Source organism: Alkalihalophilus lindianensis, assembly GCF_032843265.1.
Classification (GTDB): Bacteria; Bacillota; Bacilli; order Bacillales; family Bacillaceae_D; genus Alkalihalophilus; species Alkalihalophilus lindianensis.
Genome location: NZ_JAWJBA010000005.1, coordinates 37,647 through 61,657, shown reverse-complemented (window position 1 = coordinate 61,657; position 24,011 = coordinate 37,647). Strand labels below are relative to the sequence as shown.

Annotated in this window: 17 protein-coding genes; all 17 read right to left on the bottom strand. The window is 40.3% G+C overall.

Translation table 11 applies throughout. The features are described 5' to 3' along the window. Nucleotides 1–13: 13 nt before the first annotated feature. The 17 genes from RYX56_RS15220 to RYX56_RS15140 all read right to left on the bottom strand — a co-directional run bounded on the left by RYX56_RS15220 (nt 14) and on the right by RYX56_RS15140 (nt 23,970). Nucleotides 14–583 (bottom strand): TetR/AcrR family transcriptional regulator, encoded by a 570-nt coding sequence (locus RYX56_RS15220; protein WP_317122906.1) that lies wholly within the window; start codon nt 581–583, stop codon nt 14–16. 1,037 nt (nt 584–1,620) lie between these two features. After that, complete coding sequence (locus RYX56_RS15215) at nt 1,621–2,622, bottom strand: tRNA dihydrouridine synthase (RefSeq protein ID WP_317122905.1); 1,002 nt, start codon at nt 2,620–2,622, stop codon at nt 1,621–1,623. Between the two features lie 341 nt (nt 2,623–2,963). Then, nucleotides 2,964–4,340 carry a 23S rRNA (uracil(1939)-C(5))-methyltransferase RlmD gene (gene rlmD / locus RYX56_RS15210; RefSeq protein ID WP_317122904.1) on the bottom strand — a complete coding sequence of 459 codons (1,377 nt, stop codon included), beginning with the start codon at nt 4,338–4,340 and terminating at the stop codon, nt 2,964–2,966. A 276-nt stretch (nt 4,341–4,616) separates the two neighbouring features. Then, nucleotides 4,617–5,519: a diacylglycerol kinase gene (locus RYX56_RS15205; RefSeq protein ID WP_317122903.1), complete on the bottom strand. Its 903-nt coding sequence runs from the start codon at nt 5,517–5,519 to the stop codon at nt 4,617–4,619. A 328-nt stretch (nt 5,520–5,847) separates the two neighbouring features. Next, nucleotides 5,848–7,275: an Asp-tRNA(Asn)/Glu-tRNA(Gln) amidotransferase subunit GatB gene (gene gatB, locus RYX56_RS15200; protein ID WP_317122902.1), complete on the bottom strand. Its 1,428-nt coding sequence runs from the start codon at nt 7,273–7,275 to the stop codon at nt 5,848–5,850. Nucleotides 7,276–7,291: 16 nt separating this feature from the next. Next, nucleotides 7,292–8,749 carry an Asp-tRNA(Asn)/Glu-tRNA(Gln) amidotransferase subunit GatA gene (gene gatA / locus RYX56_RS15195; RefSeq protein ID WP_317122901.1) on the bottom strand — a complete coding sequence of 486 codons (1,458 nt, stop codon included), beginning with the start codon at nt 8,747–8,749 and terminating at the stop codon, nt 7,292–7,294. A 17-nt stretch (nt 8,750–8,766) separates the two neighbouring features. Beyond that, a complete protein-coding gene (gene gatC, locus RYX56_RS15190; RefSeq protein ID WP_047972970.1) occupies nt 8,767–9,057 on the bottom strand; it encodes an Asp-tRNA(Asn)/Glu-tRNA(Gln) amidotransferase subunit GatC in 291 nt (96 codons plus the stop codon). 189 nt (nt 9,058–9,246) lie between these two features. Further along, on the bottom strand, nt 9,247–10,755 hold the full coding sequence (gene putP / locus RYX56_RS15185) for a sodium/proline symporter PutP (RefSeq protein ID WP_317122900.1): 1,509 nt from the start codon (nt 10,753–10,755) through the stop codon (nt 9,247–9,249). Nucleotides 10,756–11,325: 570 nt separating this feature from the next. Then, entirely contained in the window at nt 11,326–12,291 is a 966-nt protein-coding gene (locus RYX56_RS15180) for an ABC transporter permease (RefSeq protein WP_317122899.1), read from the bottom strand. After that, nucleotides 12,291–13,349, bottom strand: a complete 1,059-nt coding sequence (locus RYX56_RS15175; protein ID WP_317122898.1) for an ABC transporter permease — start codon at nt 13,347–13,349, stop codon at nt 12,291–12,293. Before RYX56_RS15175 ends, RYX56_RS15180 begins: the two co-directional genes overlap by 1 nt. Then, on the bottom strand, nt 13,349–14,878 hold the full coding sequence (locus RYX56_RS15170; RefSeq protein WP_317122897.1) for an ABC transporter ATP-binding protein: 1,530 nt from the start codon (nt 14,876–14,878) through the stop codon (nt 13,349–13,351). The genes RYX56_RS15175 and RYX56_RS15170 overlap by 1 nt, the downstream gene beginning before the upstream one ends. A gap of 213 nt (nt 14,879–15,091) precedes the next feature. After that, on the bottom strand, nt 15,092–16,213 hold the full coding sequence (locus RYX56_RS15165; protein ID WP_317122896.1) for a BMP family lipoprotein: 1,122 nt from the start codon (nt 16,211–16,213) through the stop codon (nt 15,092–15,094). A 361-nt stretch (nt 16,214–16,574) separates the two neighbouring features. Then, nucleotides 16,575–17,756, bottom strand: a complete 1,182-nt coding sequence (locus tag RYX56_RS15160; protein ID WP_317122895.1) for a CamS family sex pheromone protein — start codon at nt 17,754–17,756, stop codon at nt 16,575–16,577. Nucleotides 17,757–17,790: 34 nt separating this feature from the next. After that, nucleotides 17,791–19,797 (bottom strand): NAD-dependent DNA ligase LigA, encoded by a 2,007-nt coding sequence (gene ligA / locus RYX56_RS15155; RefSeq protein ID WP_317122894.1) that lies wholly within the window; start codon nt 19,795–19,797, stop codon nt 17,791–17,793. A 15-nt stretch (nt 19,798–19,812) separates the two neighbouring features. After that, complete coding sequence (pcrA, locus tag RYX56_RS15150) at nt 19,813–22,041, bottom strand: DNA helicase PcrA (RefSeq protein ID WP_317122893.1); 2,229 nt, start codon at nt 22,039–22,041, stop codon at nt 19,813–19,815. Nucleotides 22,042–22,115: 74 nt separating this feature from the next. Further along, nucleotides 22,116–22,802, bottom strand: coding sequence for a heptaprenylglyceryl phosphate synthase (gene pcrB / locus RYX56_RS15145; RefSeq protein WP_317122892.1), 687 nt, complete (start codon nt 22,800–22,802; stop codon nt 22,116–22,118). 205 nt (nt 22,803–23,007) lie between these two features. Continuing rightward, nucleotides 23,008–23,970, bottom strand: coding sequence for a bile acid:sodium symporter family protein (locus RYX56_RS15140; protein ID WP_317122891.1), 963 nt, complete (start codon nt 23,968–23,970; stop codon nt 23,008–23,010). Between the last annotated feature and the right edge of the window lie 41 nt (nt 23,971–24,011).

Genomic DNA, 24,011 nt, shown 5'->3' with positions numbered 1-24,011 from the left:
ATATTCATTCCGCTTAGTGTAAAGAAATAGCATCCCAACAACATTTTTTAAATTCATCCATTAGATGGTCTGTAGCAGAAAAATGACCACGTTGAATAAATTTGTAATACCCTAAAAAGGCCCCAAATACCATCACTATTAAAACATATGAGGGCAGCGGCTTGATTAATCTTTCTTTCTGACCTTCTTTTATAAAAGAGTTAAAAAGTTCTAGAAGGGACTGGTAACTTTCTAGACTTTTGGCATCTAAACAATGATTATTGCTGTGAGAATCAATAAAATAAAGAGCTTGTAAATGTTCCTCTGCATAAGAAACCATTGCAAAAAAAAGATGGTTAAACTTTGTTTGAATCTCTGCTTCTTCAGGCGGATAATTATTTAATATTGTCTGTTTTAACTTTTCAATGTATTCCTGAAATAGCTCATTAACCAACGTTTCTTTGTTCTCAAAATAGCGATAAATTGTTCCTGCTCCTACCTTAGCCTGATCTGCAATCATTGGAATTGTAGTAGCATGAAATCCTCGCTCCGCAAATAAATGGACTGAAGCTTCTAAAATCTGAGCGCGCTTATCTTTTTGCATAATAAACTCCTTTATTTATTTCGTACAATAATGATATTCACTCATTCAACAAAACAAAATAAGTGAAAATAAGAAAAAGTTACCATAAATTAAGTTTTCCAACATAGCTTTTAAGCACTAGAGTTCAACCTTTTATTTTTCTGGTCTTACATCTTCACCCTTCGGAGGTATGTGCTTATTTATGTTGCTTGTAGAGCTTATAACGAGTGCCTGAAAAATAGATTGATAATACTCCAATTCCTTTTTGGTCTTAGCACGTTTGATATTCAATTTTGTCCTTCTTAGAAGTTCAATTTCCTCTGATCTCAGAACATTTAAAGGAGCGAACTTTCTGCCCATTCTCTTAACTCCTTTTTTCTAACTTACATCACTAACCTACATTTTAACACTATGTTCCAAACGTTGAGTTGATAATTCTTTTTTCGACAATAATACACATACTAAAAATCATGCATATACCATTAGGATAAGCACGCTATAAATACTCAATTTTTTAATAAAAAGGTGCTCAGAAAAAGGTAACTCTGATAATTTTAGACTGGATTTTCATCTTCGAAAAATAGACTGAGTTCACTCCATACATCAAGATCCCCCTCATTATAAGAAGACCATTTACTAGGGTCATACCCTTTTTGATGCCTCAGTCCTTTGGATGATTTCTGATTAGGAGCTGGAGGAAGTAAGATGCATATGGTGCCACCGCGTGATTGCCAAAATAATCTTCTATAATTCCCAAACTACATAACTTTAATATGTCTTTATACTTAAGGATTCCTTGCTGAACAATAAACCCATTCCCCTCCAAAATGGAGACAAAATCATTAACATTTCCTCGTCTCTCATCATCCCTGCCACTCCACGTACTGTTATCCATTTGATTCATCCCTTCTCAGTGGAAGCTAAAAAATACTCCGTATGAATGTATGAGTGGAGTGCGCAGTAGTGCTTTTCATAATAAGGTTGTACATAAGAAAAAGAGCCGTTTCATGTTGAAAGGCTCTTGCTCTTAATTTCCTTGTATTTTAAATGGGACACTTCTACTGTTCCTGCATTCCATCAAGATTCTTTGACTCAAATTGATCAAGCAATTCACGCACTGCATCTGTTGATGCTGTGTTCATTAGCTCATTTCTTAATTGACTCGCCCCTCTAAATCCTTTGACATAAATCTTAAAAAAGCGATGAAGAGCCTTGAACGGACGCAGCTCTAAATGTGAGTATTTATCATAGAGATCTAGATGCAACCTTAAGAGATTTAGCAATTCCTTGCTGCTATGATTTTTTGGCTCCTTTTCAAAGGCAAATGGATTATGAAAAATACCACGCCCAATCATCACACCATCAACACCATATTGCTCAACAAGCTTCAAGCCAGTTTGACGGTCAGGAATATCTCCATTGATCGTCAATAGTGTATGTGGTGCCACCTCGTCACGCAGTTTTTTAATCTCTGGGATCAACTCCCAATGAGCATCCACTTTGCTCATTTCATTTCTTGTACGCAGATGAATAGAAAGGTTCACAATATCTTGCTTAAATATGTGAGTCAGCCAGTCCCGCCATTCGTCTACTTCCGCAAAACCAATCCTTGTCTTTACACTTACAGGCAATCCACCTGCTTTTGCTGCCTGGATCAATTCGGCAGCCACTTCATGACGATGAATCAGCCCGCTTCCTTTCCCATTCTGAACCACATTAGGTACAGGACAGCCCATATTAATATCCAGACCTTTAAAGCCAAGCTCCGCCATCCCAATACTCATTTGACGAAAGTATTCAGGCTTGTCCCCCCATATATGAGCTACAATCGGCTGCTCATCTTCTGTAAAAGTCAAACGCCCACGCACACTTTTCATCCCATCCGGGTGACAATAGCTCTCGCTGTTGGTAAACTCTGTGAAAAACACATCAGGTCTAGCCGCTTCACTTACTACATGACGAAAAACAACGTCCGTCACCTCTTCCATTGGTGCCAGTATAAAAAAAGGTCGAGGTAAATCAGCCCAGAAATTTTCTTTTTTATTTATATTCAAATCCATCTTTATATTCACATCCATCTTTATATTCAAATACTTTCATGATGGGGTATCAGACCAACCCATTATCTCAAATTCAAAAGTAGAATGTCCTAGTTTCTTATAAATTTATACCATGCTTAAACACGTTTTATCAAACTGAACGCTAATCTTCATGTTAACTTCACAATCTTTCTACCACAAAAAAGAGTTCTTGCTAAATCCAACCATAAGCAGCATTCAACTATTCGAGTTTAAACAAGGAAAATTGGAAGAATACTGACTCGGTGGTTAACAAAAAAACCGAGAGTGCAAAAGGTTTTTTTGCGATCTCAGGGTCGGGTTAGCAAAAGTTTAATTTAAGGTTATTTGTTTAAAACAAGTTGCGCTACACACTCCACATGTGTCGAATGTGGAAACATATCCACCGGCTGCACTTCTTTTGTCTTATACCCACCATCTTCTAACACTCGCAGGTCGCGCGCTAGGGTTGCTGGATTACAGGATACATAGACGACGCGCTTTGGCTTCATGTTTAAGATCGTTTCAAGAAGCTTTTCATCACAGCCTTTACGCGGTGGATCGACGACGATGACATCTGGGCGGATGCCTTGTGCATACCACCACGGCATGACGTTTTCTGCTTCTCCTACTGCAAAGTCGACATTTGTGAAGCCGTTAATTTCTGCATTTTTCTTTGCATCTGAAATCGCTTCTGGCACAATTTCAACGCCGTATACATGCTTTGCTTTTTGAGCGAGAAACAGAGAGATCGTTCCAATGCCACAATAGGCGTCGATGACCGTTTCGTTTCCTTTTAAATCGGCGTATTCTAATGCTTTATCATACAGCACTTTCGTTTGGTCTGGGTTGACTTGGTAAAATGAGCGAGCTGATATCGCAAAGCGGATGTTTCCTATTGAGTCATAAATGTATTCGTCTCCCCATAAGATAATCGTTTGATCACCGAAGATGACATTTGTGCGCTTTGGATTAATGTTTTGTACAATTGACTTCACTTTAGGAATCGCTTGTTGGATATCTTCTATGATGTTCTTCTTATTTGGCAGCTCCTTACCTCTTGTTATGAGGACGACCATGATATCTCCTGTTTGTTTGCCGTAACGTGCGACAACGTGACGAAGGGTACCTCGATGCTTGTCCTCATCATAGCCACGAATGCCATATCTCTTGGCAATTTCTTTGACAATGCTTACGACTTCATCATTTTCTTGATGCTGTATTAAACACTCATCCATGTCAATAATGCGATGGCTGCGCTCTTGATAGAAGCCTGCGATCAGTCCCCCTTCCTCTTCTCCTACAGGTACTTGCGCTTTATTGCGGTAGCGCCACGGATCGTTCATACCAAGGGTTGCATGTACAGGAATACCCTTAATCTGACCGATTCTCTCAAGTACGTCTTTCACTTGTTTTTGTTTGTACGTTAGCTGTGCCTCATAGCTCATATGCTGCAGCTGACAGCCTCCGCATTGGTTGTAGATTGGACAGGGTGGTTCAGCGCGATGTGCGCTTTCTTCAATCGTCTCCATGACACGTGCAAAGCCGTATCCTTTTTTCACTTTGACGACCTTCGCTTTAATCTTCTCACCAGGTAGAGCTTTTGGGATAAACAAAGCGTAGCCATCTACTTTCGCTACGCCTGCTCCGTCGTGGGTTAAATCTTCTATTTGTACTTCTATGATTTCATTTTTTTCAATTGGTGCGGGTTGTTTACTCATGTTATAGCCGTCCTTTTCACTTTTGTTTCTGTAGTGATTGTAGCATGGTTTGAAGGGATTACGAAACGGAACTTCACTGTGGAGCTGAATTTCCATATTCTTGATGCATTTGTACGAAATAATTTGATTTGTGTTCGAATTAATGGGAAGGTTGTAACGATTAATTCTTCACTCTGAGCGAAATCGTGCTGTTTGCATTCGAATTACATACATAACACCGCTCAACATCCTTCCCAAACATAAAAAAAGCTGCAGAAATAGCTGCAGCCTTCAAATTTACGCACGCTTCTTCCGATCTTTCGGTGTAAGCATTTGAAAATGTTGATAAAGGTTAACGAATTCAGCTGGTAATGCACCGCCGTGTTCCCCGTCTAAGTTAAGTTGCATATCACTTTCAACATGCACTTTAATCCGGTTCGCTTGGACATACATCACTTTTGGATGAGTGAGATGCTCCCCTCGCATGGCGAGGGTTGTTAAATGTAAGAACTCTGGGAATGAGATCTTTTTAACGACGATAAAATCAAACATTCCATCTTGTAGGGATGCTTTTGGTGCAAGGCGCTCGAAACCACCGACGGAATTTGTATTTGAGACTAAGAACATCATGATTTCACCTTCAAATAGCTTGCCGTCGTATTCGATCTTTACATGAGTTGGCGCGACTTGAGGTAATTTCTCTAGCCCTTTAATGTAATAAGCAAGCTGTCCAACCATTGTCTTCATCTTACTTGGCACTTCATACGTAAGCTCCGTTAACGTACCTCCTGCAGCGATGTTAATAAAGTATTTATCGTTCACTCGTCCAATATCGATCGGTTCAGTATGTCCGTTACATAAGATATCACATGCTTTTTCAATTTCTTTTGGAATGTGTAACGCACGAGCAAAATCATTCGTTGTCCCCGCAGGAATCAATCCAAGCATTGGACGCTTGTCAAGTTCTGCAAGACCGTTTACGACTTCAAATATCGTTCCGTCACCACCAGCCGCTATCACAAGGTCAGCTCCACGCTCTGCAGCGAGCTTGGCAGCTTTTTTGGCACACCCTTCACCTGTTGTAGCATGAGCAGATGTTTCATATCCTGCTTTTTCAAGCCGTTCTAGAACATAGGCAAGATTTTTACGAATCTGTTCACGTCCAGACGTTGGATTGTAGATAAGACGTGCTTTTTTCATTGCGATCCCCTACTTTAATTAAATTGAGTAAAAACCACTTATTGTCAGTTATTTATGAGTGTATTGTAACCTACTTAGAGAGAAAAGGACAATGAATATTGCTTATCTAAAGTGTATGTGAAAATAAGTCGTACATGCTTAGCTCTTTCACTTAATTCTCTCGCCATCATCTCTTCTTAAAAAAATACACCCATCCCACAATAATCAAAAGTCCAACTAAAAGATAACCGTAAATCACTTGATTCACTTCCTCTCATCATGAAAAAACGAGTGGTTAACCTACAAGGTTCTCCACTCGTTTTTGATCCCCTACGTAGGAGAGTACATATTAACGTTTTTTTATTTCTTCTAATAAAATCTTGTTTACCATTTGCGGGTTGGCTTTCCCTCTAGAAGCTTTCATAATTTGACCAACAAGGAAGCCAATCGCACGTTCTTTACCGCTTTTGAAATCATCAATTGATTGCTCGTTGTTATCAAGCACTTCTGAAACCATTTTAAGAAGTTCGCCTTCATCGGAAATTTGAACAAGCCCTTTATCTTTAACGATTTGCTCAGGATCTCCGCCTTTTTCGATCAGATCCTTAAATACTTTCTTGGCAATTTTAGATGAGATCGTCCCTTTTTCAATTAGTTGAATCATTTTGGCAAGGCCCTCTGGCGTTAGTGCTACATCATCAAGCTCTTTTTGCTCAGCATTTAGATACTCATTTACAGAACCCATCAGCCAGTTCGATGCAAGCTTCGCATCCCCACCTTGTTCAACCGTAGCTTCAAAGAAATCAGCCATTTCTTTTGTAATTGTGAGGACTGTTGCATCATATTCTGGTAGTCCTAACTCTTCCACGTAGCGTTTCTTTCTCGTATCAGGAAGCTCTGGGATTTCAGCACGGATTCTATCTTTCCACTCATCATCAATATAGAGTGGGATCAAGTCCGGCTCTGGGAAGTAACGATAATCATCCGACCCTTCTTTTACACGCATTAGAAGCGTCTTGCCGGTCGCTTCGTCAAAGCGACGAGTTTCTTGTTCGATTACTCCGCCTGCAAGCAGAACTTGCTCTTGGCGTTTCACTTCATATTCTAGACCTTTACGTACGAAGTTGAATGAGTTTAAGTTTTTAAGCTCAGCTTTAGTACCGAATTTCTCTTGTCCTACTGGGCGAAGAGAAATATTAGCATCACAACGTAGTGAGCCTTCTTCCATCTTACAATCAGATACATTTGTATATTGAATAATCGATTTAAGCTTCTCTAGATACGCATACGCTTCTTCCGGTGTGCGAATGTCGGGCTCAGATACGATCTCAATTAACGGTGTACCTTGGCGGTTGTAGTCACAAAGGGAATAGCTGCCTGAGTGAGTCAGTTTACCAGCGTCTTCTTCTAAGTGAAGACGAGTGATTCCGATTCGTTTTGTTTTTCCGCCTACTTCGATATCGATATAGCCGTGTTCACCAATCGGCTTATCAAATTGGGAAATTTGATAGGCTTTCGGATTATCTGGGTAGAAGTAGTTTTTACGATCAAATTTTGTATCAGTTGCAACTTCACAGTTAAGAGCCATCGCAGCTTTCATCGCATATTCTACTGCGCGTTTATTTAATACAGGTAACACGCCCGGATAACCTAGGTCAATAACACTTGTATTGGCATTTGGTTCTGAACCGAAGTGGTTCGGACTTGATGAGAATATTTTTGAATCTGTTTTTAACTCGACATGTACTTCAAGGCCAATAATCGTTTCAAAATTCATCTGTCTATTTCACCCCTTACAATGTTGGTTTTTTTGTATGATAGTCCGTTACTTGTTCAAACACATGCGCCACACGATAAATCGTACTCTCATCAAAATGCTTCCCAATAATTTGCAAACCTAATGGTAAGCCGTCTTGGAATCCACAAGGGAGAGAGATTCCTGGTACGCCAGCCAAGTTAACTGGGATCGTGAGAATATCATTTGCATACATCGTTAATGGATCATCTGTTTTCTCACCAATTTTAAAGGCAGGGGTTGGTGTTGTAGGCCCAATAATAACATCATAGTTTTCAAATATTTTCTCGAAGTCTTGTTTGATTAATGTACGAACTTGTTGTGCTTTTTTGTAGTAAGCATCATAATAACCCGAGCTTAAAGCAAATGTTCCAAGCATAATACGACGTTTCACCTCGTTACCGAAACCTTCCGCTCGAGTTTGCTTGTACATATCGATTAAGTTATCTGCATTATCCGAACGGAAACCGTAGCGCACCCCGTCAAAGCGAGAAAGGTTAGCAGATGCTTCTGATGATGACAGTAAGTAGTACGTGGCTAGGGCATATTTAGAGTGAGGCAGCGACACTTCCTCCCACATTGCACCTTGGGCTTCAAGTACTTTTAGAGAATCAAGAACAGACTGCTTAACGTTCTCATCAACGCCTTCTCCTAAATACTCCTTAGGCACAGCAATTTTAAGCCCTTTAATATCTCCTGTAAGAGCTGATAAAAAGTCAGGTACATCAACTGGTGCAGACGTACCATCCATCGGGTCAACACCAGAGATAGCTTGCAGTAAGTATGCATTATCTTCAACATTACGAGTAACAGGACCAATTTGATCAAGAGAAGAGGCAAAAGCAACTAATCCAAAACGTGATACTCGACCATATGTAGGCTTTAAACCAACTACTCCGCAATAAGCTGCTGGTTGGCGGATCGACCCACCCGTATCTGAACCAAGCGTAAATGGTACTTCGCCTGCTGCTACAGCTGCTGCAGAACCACCACTCGATCCACCAGGTACATAGTCAAGATTCCATGGGTTTTTCGTTTCTTTATATGCAGAGTTCTCAGTTGATGATCCCATCGCAAACTCGTCCATGTTCAGTTTACCGATTGTCACAGATTGCGCATCTCTCAACTTATGAACAACGGTAGCGTCATAGATTGGATCAAAGTTTTCTAATATACGGCTTGAGCAAGTTGTGCGTAAGTCCTTTGTAACGATATTATCTTTTACCCCAATTGGCATACCAAATAATAAACCGCGAGATGCATCTGTTCCTAGAGCTTCATCTAACTCAGCAGCATAAGAACGTGCTTTTTCCTCGTCTAAAGATAAAAAGGCCCCTACCTTGTCATCTACTTTGGCAATACGTTTGTAGGACTCATTAACAAGCTCTGAAACTTTCACTTCTTTATTGTGAAGCATCGTATGTAAATCTTTCATTTTGTGGTCAAATAACGACATGAAGCTTGTCCTCCCTGTTAATCCAAGATAGACGGCACTCGAATATGGCCATCTTCATGATCTGGTGCGTTTTTAAGTACTTCTTTGATTGGTAAACCTTCCGCTGGTTTATCTTCGCGCAGAACATTTTTCATATCAAGGACATGAGAAGTTGGCTCCACTCCTGTTGTATCTAGCTCATTTAACTGTTCAGCAAATGTGATGATTGCATCTAGCTGCCCTTGGAACATTTCGGCTTCTTCATCTGTAATAGCAAGTCTTGCTAAGTTAGCAACATGCTTAACTTCATCCGTTGAGATTCGTGACATCTCAATCACCTCCAGTAGTATTACGTGCATGTAGACAATATTCATTATGATACCAAATTACGCTCTTATAGGCAACAAAGCCCAATAGTATCAATACTTCTTTATCACTTTAAAGGAACCCACCAAATTATATTCACATAATAAATAAGAAGGCTGATCCCACGTTCAGATCAGCCTTCTATCATTTCTTTATTTTAATTCTTGATCAACTTGTTCAAATTGAGCTTTAATGTCTGCAGATGGTTCTTTATCGATGATACTAAATATCAACGCTGCAATCCACGCTAAAATGAAACCTGGAATGATTTCATATAAACCTAAGATTGGGAACTGATCAGCACTTAAACCAAACCAGCGATCAAGCTCAGCCCACACAATAACAGTGACACCACCGACAATCATACCAGCAAGCGCACCGTTACGTGTCATACGTTTCCAGAATAAGGATAGTAGTAAAACTGGACCAAATGCTGCACCAAATCCTGCCCATGCATAACCAACTAGCTCAAGTACTGAGCTCTCAGGGTTATATGCTAGTGCAATCGCAACTAAGGCGATCACAACTACCCCGATACGTCCTACCCATACCAACTCAGTTTGTGAAGCGTCTTTACGGATAAATCCTTTATACACATCCTCAGCCAGAGCACTTGATGATACAAGTAGCTGTGAGTCAATTGTAGACATAATTGCTGATAAAATAGCAGCAAGCAAGAATCCTGATACCCAAGGGTTAAAGAGCACTTGAGTAAATAAGATAAACACAGTCTCATGTGCGCCTTCTCCAATCGCAGCACCAGCTGGACCATTTACAGAGAAGTACGCAATCCCGATAAAACCAGTGAAGATGGCTCCAAATAACGCAAGGACCATCCAAGTCATCCCAACAAAACGAGCTTTAGGAATTTCGTCGACTGATTTTACAGCCATAAAACGAGTGATAATATGAGGCTGACCAAAGTAACCAAGACCCCAAGCAAGCAATGAAAGAATCGAGATGATTCCAACACCTGTGAATGCATCAAGATACGATGGATCAATCTCTCCAACAGCGTTCACGGTTTCACCCCAGCCACCCATTTCAGAAATGGCTACAATAGGGACAATGACTAAAGCTAAAAACATTAGAATCCCCTGAAAGAAGTCAGTCCAACTTACAGCTAGGAATCCTCCTAAGAAAGTATATGAAATAATGACAATAGCACCAATCCAAAGTGCTTGTGTATACGTCATTCCAAATGATGATTCAAAAAGCAATGCTCCACCTACAAGTCCTGAAGACGTGTAGAATGCAAAGAATACTAAAATTACAAGTGCAGAAATAATACGAAGCGACTTAGACTTATCATGGAAACGATGTTCTAAGAAGTCCGGTAGAGTAATGGAATCATTCGCAATTTTTGTGTACATACGAAGACGTGCCGCCATGAACTGCCAATTTAAATAAGCACCAATTGCTAAACCAACCGCGAGCCATATTTCACTCATTCCTCCGACATACATAGCGCCCGGTAGACCTAGTAATAGCCAACTACTCATATCTGACGCCCCTGCACTTAATGCGGCAACACTACCGCCAAGACGACGTCCACCTAATACATAATCTGATAAATTACTTGTCATTTTGTATGCTACAAGTCCGATGACGAGCATACCAACTAAATAAACGATAAATGTGACAATCGTAGCTAATTCCAACGTTATCCTCTCCTCCTATTCAGTAACGAAACTAATGAAAACAAAATTAATAATGGCATCGGGATGTACAAAAGCAACCAAGTAGCTGTTGTTAATCCATAGTCCATCCAATCACCTCCATTTCTAAAGATAGATTTATACAATGAATATGCATTACTTATTTTACACTCACGCCCCACTAAGACGGAACATGAAGGCCACATCAACTTTTCCGAAATTAATCATAACACAGTATCCTTATTAGAACATTCAGTTTTTTATTTTTAAAATTTAAATATGTATAAATATGCATAATTTCCGCTTCTGTAATCGCTTTCTCTTCTATATAGTGATATATATTCATGAAAATAAATGATCATTAATTTCTTTATCAGAATAAAGGAACCATAGATTTTCCCATATTCCTACAGAAGCTGTCAATTCTTATTCGTGATTCTTGAGTAGTTTTCCTTTTTTGTAAATGCTTTATGCTAAATAATTTCTTTATTAGGATAAGGTGTAATAGCTAATAAAAAGCATTACATCAAGTCAAAAAGACCATCTTCTTTTAAAGAAGATGGTCTTGCTTGATTATCTTGAACCTTTAATATAAGGCTTTCCGATTGCTTTTGGTCCTTCAGCACGCCCTACAAACCCTGCTAAAGCTAGGATCGTTAGAACATACGGAGCAATCAATAAGAATACTGGTGGCACATCGGATAGCAATGGAATTTGTTGCCCTGTAATACTTAGAGCTTGAGCAAGCCCAAAGAATAAAGCGGCTCCAAGCGCACCAAGCGGATTCCACTTTCCAAAGATTAAGGCAGCAAGTGCCATGAACCCTTGTCCGACAATGGTTGTACCAGAGAAGTTACCTGTTACCGTTAATGCGAAAACAGCCCCACCAAGTCCTGCAAATGCACCACTTAGCATAACGCCAATATAACGCATACGGTTAACATTGATCCCCATAGTATCAGCAGCCATTGGATGCTCACCTACTGAACGAAGGCGAAGTCCAAACGGCGTATAAAATACGATAAAGTAAACAACTACGGCTAATAGGATAGCTACATAAGATGTCACATAAGCACTTGAGAAAAACAATGGTCCAATGAACGGAATATCACTCAATACCGGTACATCCATTCTGTAAATACGGTTGGAAATGTAATCTGTTTGACCCTTGTTATATAGTAAACGCACTAAGAATACAGTTAACCCAACAGCAAGGAAGTTAAGAGCTACCCCACTTACGATTTGGTCGGCACGAAATGTAATCGAAGCAACCGCATGGAACAACGAGAAAACCGAACCAATTAAAATGGAGATAATGAGCGCAAGAATAATGACCATCATCCCGCTCATTCCCATTCCTTCTAATGTTAAGGTCGTAATAATTGCCGTAAAGGCTCCCATTACCATTAAGCCTTCCAGACCGATATTTACGACACCCGCACGTTCACTAAATAGTCCACCTAATGCTGTTAATATAAGTGGCGCCGCTGCAAAGATCGCAGCCGGAATCACTAGGCTAAGAATTTGCATAATATCCATTAGATGTCCTCCTTCTTCACACGGTTCATTACCCAACGAATGATATAACTTGAAGCTACAAAGAAGATGATTAAGGCAATGACAATTTCAACTAATTCTGTTGGTACACCCGCTTGTGATTGCATATTTAATGCACCAATTTTTAAGCCCCCAAATAAGAATGAAGCAAGAAGAACACCAACCGCTGTGTTTGCTCCAAGTAGGGCAACAGCGATACCATCAAATCCAAGCCCAGAGAACCCAGACAAAATACTCATATATCCGTAAGTTCCAAGTCCCTCCATAGCACCTGCAACACCGGCAAAACCACCACTTATTAACATCGATAATATAATGTTACGTTGGACATTCATGCCTGCATATTGGGATGCATGTTGGTTAAGACCAACTGCACGAAGCTCGTATCCTTTTGTCGTTCTCCATAAAATAAACCACATAATCACACACGCTAAGACCGCTACAACAAATCCCCAGTGTAATCGTGAATAATCCGTTAATGATTGCAAAAGAGGTGAAGAAAGTGAAGCCGACTGATTGATAGATCCTGTTCTTTCCCCAGGAACAAGTAAATAAGAACGAATGATAGCATTAGCTGTATATAGTGCGATATAGTTCATCATAATCGTTACAATAACTTCATGTACTTGGAATTTAGCTTTTAATAAGCCTGGTATGAATCCCCATAACGCACCAGCAAGAGCACCTGCTAAAATAGCCATTGGTAAATGCAGAACCGCTGGTAAATCAAACGTAATTCCCACATACACTGAAGCTAACCATCCTACGATTAATTGCCCTTCAACTCCGATGTTTAATAAGCCTGTACGAAAAGCAAATGCAACTGCTAACCCGGCTAGGATTAGCGGAGTCATCATACGAACCGTTTCACCGAGATAATAGGAGTCGCTAAATATCCCTCTAATAAGTGCTGAATAACCCGTAATTGGATTGTAGCCACTGACTAGCATGATAATCCCCCCGATAAAGATACCTAGAAAAACCGCAATTAGGGGGATTGACCAAGATAATAGTCTTCCTTTAGGAAGCAATTTCGCCATCACTTCGCTTCACCTGCTTTCTCTTTCTTTCCTCCAGCCATAAGTAACCCGAGCTCTTTCTCATTTGTTTTATCCGCATCGACGATGTCCACGATTTGACCTTCATACATAACAGCAATTCGATCACTAACATTTAAAATTTCATCTAATTCAAGCGACATTAATAAAACCGCACGGCCTTTATCACGTTCTGAGATCAAACGTTTATGAATCGATTCGATTGCCCCAACATCTAGCCCGCGTGTTGGTTGCGCAGCAATAAGAAAGTCCGGTGAACGATCAACTTCACGAGCAATGATTGCCTTTTGTTGATTACCACCAGAGAGAGCACGAGCTGGCGTGTGTTCTGAAGGTGTACGCACATCATAGTCTTCGATTAAATCTTTAGCCTTCTTAAAGATGTTAGGATAATTTAATACGGTATTCTTTGAATAAGGTTGTTGATAATAGGTCTGCAATACAATATTCTCACCAATTGAAAAGTCTAATACTAGACCATGCTTATGACGATCCTCTGGAATGTGACCGATTCCGGCCTCGGTGACCTTACGTGGCTTTAGACCCACTAATTCTTTGTTATTTAATTTAATCGATCCTTTGTCTGCTTTACGAAGGCCCGTAATTGCCTCAATAAACTCAGATTGTCCATTCCCATCTACTCCTGCAAGACCTAAAATTTCTCCTGCTTTAATGTCTAAGTTAAGGGCTTTAACTGCGTCTACGCCACGCGAATCTTTTACTGTTAAATCCGATACAGCCAGTACAGTTTCTTTTGGTATAGCTGGTGTTTTCTCCACTTTAAAGTTCACTTCGCGTCCAACCATCATCGCTGCAAGCTTGTCCTGGTCTGTTTCACTGACATCAACCGTTCCAATCCCCTTACCACGACGGATAACCGTACAACGGTCACAAACAGACATAATCTCCTTTAATTTGTGGGTAATAAGAATAATAGACTTCCCTTCAGCCACTAACGTTTTCATAATTCCAATTAGTTCTTGAATCTCTTGAGGGGTTAAAACTGCCGTCGGTTCATCAAAGATCAAAATATCTGCTCCACGGTAGAGCGTTTTTAGTATTTCTACACGCTGCTGCATCCCAACTGAAATGTTTTCGATCTTTGCATAAGGATCAACAGATAAACCATATCTTTTAGAAATGGCTTCTACTTCTTTTGCTGCTTTTTTAATGTTTACTACCCCAAATTTTGTAGGCTCATTTCCCATTACGATGTTTTCAGTAACCGTAAATTTGTCAACAAGCATAAAGTGTTGATGTACCATTCCGATACCTAAACGATTAGCAATATTCGGATCTGTAATTTCTACTTTTTCACCTCGGACTCGGATCTCGCCTCGTTCAGGTTGATACAATCCAAATAACACGTTCATTAATGTTGATTTCCCAGCTCCATTCTCACCTAGTAAAGCATGAATCTCACCTTTTTTAAGCTGGAGTGTAATATTGTCATTGGCTACAATGCCAGGGAATTCTTTACGGATGCTATTCATTTCAATCACATAACTCATCTAATTCACTCCTTACAATTTAAGAGAAGGTACGTTGACCGCTATTTCTTTGAGGACTGTTTTAGCCAAAAAAGAGGCAATGATGGATTGTGCAAACAGCAATCCGTCATTGTCCCTTCGTACTAAGAGATTGTCATTTCATACCAGTTACCTCTTTAAGGTAAAACAAAGGCTAGCGCGATACTAGCCTTTGCTTGTGTACTATTTTATTGGTTATTCTAAACCTTCAAGGTACTCATCGTACTCATCATCAGTTGAAGGTACGCTAATGTCACCGGATTGAATTTGAGCTTTGTAATCTTCAACAGCAGATAACGCTTCCTCAGATAGGTTATCTGTAGTAGGAGCAATACCTACAGCATCTTCTTCAAGACCATACTCAAGAATTTCTCCACCTGGAAATTCGCCATTCATTGTTTGCTCAGAAACGATTGCTACAGCAGTATCTACACGTTTTACCATTGAAGTAAGTGTAACTGACTCATCACCATATGCACCTTCATCATGTTGGTCACGGTCTACACCGATAGCCCATACAGCTTCACCGTTACGCGCACGGTTGATTGCTTCTGTGAATAATCCGTTACCAGTTCCACCAGCAGCATGATAAATGATATCAGCGCCTTGGCTGTACATTGTGTTAGCGATTTGAGAACCAATTGATGCATCATTGAAGCTCTCTGCATATTGTACTAGGATTTCAGCATCTGGGTTAACGGCTTTAACGCCAGCTTTAAATCCATTTTCAAATTTCTTAATTAGACCACTTTCTACCCCACCAATGAAACCAACTTTATCGCCTTCAGTGTGAAGACCAGCAGCTACACCAACTAGGAAAGAACCTTCGTGCTCTTTAAATGTAACGTTTGCAATATTATCATACGTGTTCTCGTCTGCATCTAATACAACAGTATCGACGATCGCAATTTGTGCCTCTTCAACTTGCTCAGCAATCGTACGTACAGCATCTTCCATTAAGAAACCAATACCCCAAACAAGGTCAGAATCTTCACGAACTAAACTACGTAGATTTGGTTCAAAGTCATCCATTGTAGCAGATTGAAGGTAACGATATCCTGTTCCCTCTTCTAGACCAGCCTCTTCACCAAATGTAGTTAATCCTTCCCAAGCTGATTGGTTAAACGATTTATCATCAATTCCCCCAACATCGGTAACCATTGCTACTTTAAAATCACCAGCTTCAACAGCATCCTCAGATGGAGCATCTTCACCTTCACCAGCAGGCGTTTCAGCAGCATCATCCCCCGAACCACAAGCAGTAAGAGCAACAGCGGCAGCAACAGACAGTGTTAACGTACGTAACCACTTTTTCATTTTATTTCCCCCTTATAAATGTTTGCATGAGAGCACTTCAAATTAGTATGACACATTAGTAGGCTCATCAAGCTATGACCTTAGACACAATCATAACCAATTCACTATCACTTGTCTAACTTTTTGTAAGCGCTATCTTACAGGCTTGGCGTTGGTAAGACATCAGACTTCTTATCTCTGTGTACAACCTCCACCAAACGAGATAAATATATCATGATATCAGACATTAATAAACACTTTTTTTCATTGTTCACATATTTTTGCCACACTTTATTGAAGAAAGCGAAGTCAATATGATATTGAACAGATAAAATATGGATATAGCGTTCATATATAGAAAAAAAGACCCCTATTAGGAGTCTTATTCAAACACATGTATGAATGGTTCTTCGCCCGGATTACGTACGACCATACTTTCTTGTTTTCCAGCAACAGACGTTATATACAAATTAACTTTTACATTTTGATCATTAATTCGTTGGCTGATAACATCTGCTGCATATTGAGTTAAAGCGACAATCTCCGCTTTACCTTGATAACGCAGTGGTACTTCGATCGTTAACTCTTGTAGTTGGTTATCAATATAATAGCCACGACCCACCACACCGACAAACGTATCAAAGAAGCTTTGAATATCATCTTTTACGTGTTGGAATTGAGCCGCATCATTGCTTACGTCCTCATTCGCAGAACTCGATGGAAATAAATAATATCGTTCATTCATTCGTTGCCAACGCTCAAGTCCTTCACCAGGAGGAGCTGTTGATTGCATGATGTAATTGCCGGGAACCGTTGACTGCCTTGGCTGTTCTTTAAACATAGCCACTGTTATTGGGATATTATTAAAAACCCCTTCTTCTCTTGATTGATCACGTAGCCTCTGGACAATAATATCAGCTATTCGTTGGCCTTCACGCTCCATGTCCTCTTGATTAATCGGTGTTTCATAAAGATAATAGCGTCCTTGATCATCTTCCACTCTGAAATTATAGACACTATTCATCGATAAGCCAATGACGATCCCACCAAGCTCATAATTGCCACTTTCATTTTCGACTAAATAGTTATGTTCAAGAATATGCGATAAGTAGCGTGGTTGATTTTCTTCTTGCTCACGTAGAGTTTCTCCCTCGCCTAGTTCCGGGTTTAACCCTGCAGGATTTCCCTCTTCGTCATAACGCATCAACCAATTATTAAGCTCGTTCCTGGCAATAAACTGCCCTTCCCTAAAAAAGTATTCCTCAGGGTCAAATTGTTCTTTAGCAATTTGAGTTAAGCCTAATTCAAGCTGATCTAGGTCTAGACGGTTGTAAACAACAGAATTCCCGAACCCTCTTGATTGTCCATGTAAATAGGAACGATCATAGAGTACACTTTGGTAATAATTTTCTGGAGTAGATACTCGTGGGACAATGTCCACGACCTGTTCTTCTTGCTGCGGCTCTTCTACAATAGGGTCTTCCTCGTCTTGTTGAAACATCGGAAAACACCCAGTAAGAAACAATAGCCCAGTTAAGGAGAGTAATCCCCACCGTTTTAACATTAAATCTTTCCTCCTCTCCATCCATAGAAAAGAGCTACTTAAGCCCTTCTACCAATGCAGCCTCATCCCAAATTTCAATTCCGAGTTGCTCAGCTTTCTTTTTCTTTGAGCCAGCATCCTCACCTGCAATTACTATATCAGTCTTCTTACTCACACTACCAGTGACTTTTCCACCAAGTGCTTCAATTTGTTCCTTCGCTTCTTCTCTTGTTAGTTCATGCAACTTACCAGTTAATACAATGGTCTTATCTGCAAACGGACTACTTGCAACTTCGGTCGCCGCTACAGGTTTCGGTCCCTTATACGCTGTGTTTACACCAAGTGATTGAAGTCTGCTAACAAGCTCTTGTGCCCCGTCTGTTTCAAAAAAACGCACAATAGAGGAAGCCATTTTCTCTCCGATTTCATTAACTGCTACTAATTCCGCTTCTTTTGCCTCAATAAGAGCATCAATTGTTTCAAACTCTATCGCAAGAGTTTTAGCCGCTTTTGAACCTACAAACCGAATACCTAGTCCAAAAAGAAGCTTCTCCAAAGAATTCCCTTTTGACTTTTCAATCGCTTGAAGGAGATTATCAACAGATTTCTCTCCCATTCTTTCAAGACGTAATAGCTCTTCTTTCTCTAATTGGTAGAGATCGGCTACGGTTTGAACTAGCTTGTGATCAAATAATTGAGCAATCACCTTTTCACCTAATCCATCGATGTTCATTGCTTGTCTTGAGACAAAATGAATCAACCCTTCACGTATTTGTGCAGGACATTCTGGATTGATGCAACGAAGGGCTACTTCTCCTTCTAACCGAACAAGCTCACTATCACATTCCGGGCAATGGGTCGGCATACTAAACTCTCGCTCTGAACCGTCACGGCGATCAGTTAACACATTAACCACTTCTGGAATGATGTCGCCTGCTTTTTTAACGATCACTGTATCGCCAAGCTTTACATCCTTCTCCCGAATTAAATCTTCATTATGCAAAGAAGCACGCTTAACTGTCGTTCCAGCTACGACTACAGGCTCCAGAATAGCTGTAGGTGTCACCACGCCAGTGCGCCCTACGCTAAGCTCGATATCCCGGAGGATCGTTACGACCTCTTCAGCTGGAAACTTAAAAGCGGTTGCCCATCTAGGACTTTTAGCGGTAAAACCAAGACTTTTTTGCTGTTCAATCGAATCAACTTTAATGACAATCCCATCAATTTCATAAGGAAGTTCTGCTCGTTTTTCTAACCATTCATTTGTATAGTCGATTACTTCTTCAATAGTCGGACAATGTTTACTTTCATTATTTACTTTAAAGCCAAGCTCACTTAGAAACGCTAATCCTTCATGGTGCGAAGCGAGGTCTTGCCCTTCTGCGTTTCCAATCGCATAAATAAAGATTGATAAATGACGCTTTGCTGCAATTTTAGGATCAAGTTGACGAAGAGAGCCGGCTGCTGCATTACGCGGGTTAGCGAACTTCTCTTCACCTGCTTCCACCTTGGCCACGTTCAAGGCTTCGAATGAGTTCTTAGGCATATACGCTTCCCCGCGAACCTCTACGCTTACAGGCTGTTTTAGACGTAGTGGAATGGCTTGAATGGTTTTCAAATTATTCGTGATATCCTCACCAATCGTTCCATCGCCACGTGTCGCTCCACGCACAAATTTTCCATCCTCATAGGTTAACGAAACAGCTAAACCATCAATCTTCAACTCACAACTATACGTCACCTCATCACCGACACGCTCACGAACACGTCGATCAAAATCACGTAACTCTTGATCATTAAAAGCATTGCCAAGACTTAGCATTGGAATTTGATGTTCAACCTTTTCAAAGAAAGGAAGAGGCTCTCCACCCACACGTACAGACGGAGAATCTTCACTTACTAATTCAGGATGCTCTCCTTCAAGAGCAATGAGCTCTTGCATAAGTTGATCATATTCAGCATCTGTAACAAGGGGGTTATCTAATACATAATAATGGTAGCCATACTCTTCTAATTTCTCACGCAAGGTTTGAACTCGTATTTCTGCCTCTTGTCGCTCCATTCTGTTCTTCCTTTCTTACTGCTTAGTGATCGGGGCAAACTTAGCAAAAAGTCGTTTAACACCAGTTGGTTGTGGAAATGCAATATCAAGCTCCACAGATTCACCCGTACCTTTTATGCTAACAACCGTCCCGACTCCCCATTTTTTATGCTCAGCTTTATCTCCAACCGCCCACGAAAATTGATCGCCACCAGTAGATGTCGTTACCGAAGCTCTCACTTGTGGCCTTGCTTTAGGAGCAAGAGAAGCCCCACGAGATGTTTTCATCCACGCTGGTGTCGCTTTTTGTTCATTCATTTCATCTAAACACTCTTCCGGGATTTCTTTAATGAAACGAGATGGTGGGTTCGTATTCGTCTTACCGTACAATGTACGCATTCTAGCATTTGTTAAGTAAAGCTGCTTTTCAGCCCGAGTAATTCCTACGTATGCTAAGCGACGTTCCTCTTCCATTTCTTCTTCCTCAAAAAGGGATCGACTATGCGGAAAAATTCCTTCTTCCATTCCAATAAGGAAAACAAGCGGAAATTCAAGTCCCTTTGCTGAGTGCAGTGTCATCAAGGTGATCGCATCTTTAGGCTTTCCACCTTCGTCGTCTTCTAACTTATCAATGTCTGCAACAAGTGCTAAATCAGTTAAGAAAGCGACTAAAGATTTATCTTCATTACCTTTTTCAAACTCATTGGTAACCGTAATAAACTCATCAATGTTCTCAAGTCGACTTTGCGCTTCAATCGATTGCTCGTTTCGTAGCATCTCACGATAGCCTGTCCGATCAAGTAATTCCTCAACTAGCTCTGTTACCGAAAGATATTCTTGCATTTGAATCCAATGTGCCAATTGATCTCTAAATTCTTTTAACTTTGTGACTGCACGCGCAGTAATACCTACTTGCTCAATTTCTTGTAGGGCAGCAAACAGAGAGATCCCTTGCTCCACCGCGTACGCTCCAATTTTATCAACGGTTGTTGCACCAATTCCGCGCTTTGGCACGTTGACAATACGCTGCAAACTGATATCATCATCAGGATTTGCAATCAAACGTAAATAAGCGAGGACATCTTTAATTTCTTTACGATCATAGAACTTTGTCCCGCCAACGATATTGTATTCAATATTAGACTTAACGAAAAATTCCTCAATTACACGAGATTGAGCATTTGTACGATACAAAATCGCGATATCAGAATAGGAATGTGAGCCATCTCTTGTTGCTTCACGAATTTTCTCAACCACAAACTGTGCCTCTGATTGCTCTGTGTCAGCGCCGTAATAACCAATCTTTGGACCAGGGTCATTTTCAGTCCATAAATTTTTAGGCTTACGATTGAAGTTGTTTTCGATCACTTTATTTGCCGCTTGTAAGATCATTTTTGTTGAGCGGTAATTTTGTTCTAGTAAAATAACCGTCGCATTAGGATAATCTTCTTCAAACGATAGAATATTAGCAATATCTGCTCCGCGCCAACGATAAATCGACTGATCAGAATCCCCAACTACACAAATATTTTCATACTTATCACTGAGCATTCGTACAAGCATATACTGAGCTTTATTTGTATCTTGATACTCATCCACTAAAATGTATTGAAACTTGCGTTGATAGAATTCTAACACTTCTGGAACAAGCTTAAATACCTCAATCGTTTTCATAATCAGATCATCAAAATCAAGGGCATGGTTTTTCTTTAATTGCTTCTGATAATCGACGTACACTTCAGCGGCAGTCTGATCATAAAGACCAGTTGCTTGGTTCATACAAGCATCCGGTTTTTTCAATTCATTTTTCCATCCACTAATCGTACCAAGCATGCTTCTTGGATCGAATTTCTTCGGATCCATGTTTTTCTTTTTTAAGATCTGTTTAATCACAGATAGTTGATCTGATGAATCGAGAATCGTAAAGTTGCGATTATAGCCAATTCGGTCGATATCACGTCTTAGGATCCGAACACACATCGAGTGGAATGTCGAGATCCAAATATCTTCAGCTACCGGCCCTACTAGTTTTGCGACACGGTCCTTCATCTCTCGTGCTGCTTTATTCGTAAATGTAATAGCTAACACATTCCAAGGTGCAATCGCTTTTTCACGTAACAAATAAGCAATACGGTGAGTAAGCACTCGTGTCTTCCCACTTCCCGCACCAGCCATAAGTAATAAGGGTCCTTCTGTATGAGTTGTTGCTTGCCTTTGTTCAGGATTTAACCCTGAAAGCATCTTCTCTATTATTTTCTCTTGCATACCTTCACCACCAAACGAATGTTCTTGTTATTAGTTTACAGCTCTACAACCTTTGATGCAATCTAATCTCAAATTTATGATTGAACAGCTTTTACCGTTTTTAAGGCAGCTTCTAAATTATCATAAATGATATTCCCTACGACAATTACATCCGCTACCTCTGCCATTTCTTGTGCTTGTTCAAGAGTTTCAATTCCGCCCCCGTAGACAAGCTTCGTCTCCTTTAGGACATGTTTCACTTTTCTTACCAAGTTTGAATCCCCGTATGTTCCACTGTATTCCAAATAGAAGATCGGGAACCGGTAAAGACGCTCTGCCATTCTTGCATAGGCAATGACATCTTCATCACTTAGATTTGTTTTTGCTTCGGTTACAACCGCTGCTTTAGCTTCAGGATTTAGGATGCAATAGCCTTCCACCACAATTTCATCCCAGTTCATAATGGCGCCATACTCCTTAATAGCCTGATGATGCAAGCCAGAGATCCAATCGATCTTTTGACTATTCAAAACCGAAGGAATGAAATAATAATCAAATCCTGGTGTAATTGATTCAAGATTGGAGACTTCTAATGCCACTGAAACCGAAAACCGCCTTACACGAGCAAGCAACTGTAACGTATTATCTAGTGTCACTCCGTCAGTCCCACCAATAATTAAGCCATCTGTCCCTGACTCACAAATGGCTTCTAAATCTTCGTCTGATAACTCTTTATTTGGGTCTAATTTAAACACATGCTTCCATTCTGTAAATTCAAGCATGAATCTTCAACTCCTATGTCATTCCCTTCAACAAATTAAAAAGGGATTAGCTATATTAAATCACATGATTCTGAACGTCATTATATCAAAGAACAGGTTGCTTGTCGCCCAACAGAAGGAATGGGAGATCTACATCATTTATCTCACATTCAACAAAAAAGCTTCTCCCTATTAGTATTTACTAGTAGGAAGAAGCTTTCGTTCATTAACTAATTTTCTTTTCAGCTTGTAAAGGTTCAAGATCTTTATTTTTTCTAGACCAAATGGATACTAGGGCAGGTCCTGATACATTATGCCAAACAGAGAAAATGGCGCTTGGAAGTGCAGCTAATGGAGAAAAATGAGCTGCAGCTAGTGATGCTCCTAATCCCGAGTTCTGCATTCCTACTTCAATTGAAATGGCTCTTCTCTTCGCTTCATCGAGCCCACAAGCCCTCGCTGCTACGTACCCCAAGAGTAACCCAAATCCATTATGTAGCATGACAGCTAGAAATACGAGCAATCCAGTTTGAGCGATATTTGCTTGGTTTACACCGACTACAGCTAATACAATCGCTAAGATCGCCACAATCGAGATAATTGGCAATGTCTTTACTCCGCTTTCCACAGCACGTGGGAAGAATTTTCTAACTAGTAAACCAAGTATAATTGGAATAATGATAACTTGAATAATCGATTGGAACATCGACCCTGCATTAACAGGTAACCATTGACCAGCCAATAATAGAAGAATAGCTGGTGTTAATAAGGGTGCTAAAAGTGTAGAAATCGAGGTCATTGCCACCGAAACGGGCAAGTCCCCTTTCGCTAAATAAACCATTACATTTGACGCAGTACCTCCAGGGCAAGCTCCAACAAGGATTAAACCTACTGCAAGTTCAGGTGGAAGTTGCAGTAATATAGCTATTGCATAGGCAACAAGCGGCATGATTAAAAATTGCGCCACAACTCCAATCACGACTGGAATTGGCTTTTTCGCTATCACACTAAAGTCGACCGCCCTCATCGTCAGACCCATTCCAAACATAATCACACCAAGTAGCAGCGTGATATGAGGGGCAATCCACGTAAATAACTGTGGTACAGAGAACGCAACAAAACTACATAAAATGATAATAAGAGCAAAATACTTACTCATCCACAAACCAACTTTTTCAAGTGTTTGCATCCAACCCCTCCTTTTTAAATATTTCAATAATTCTAACTTCA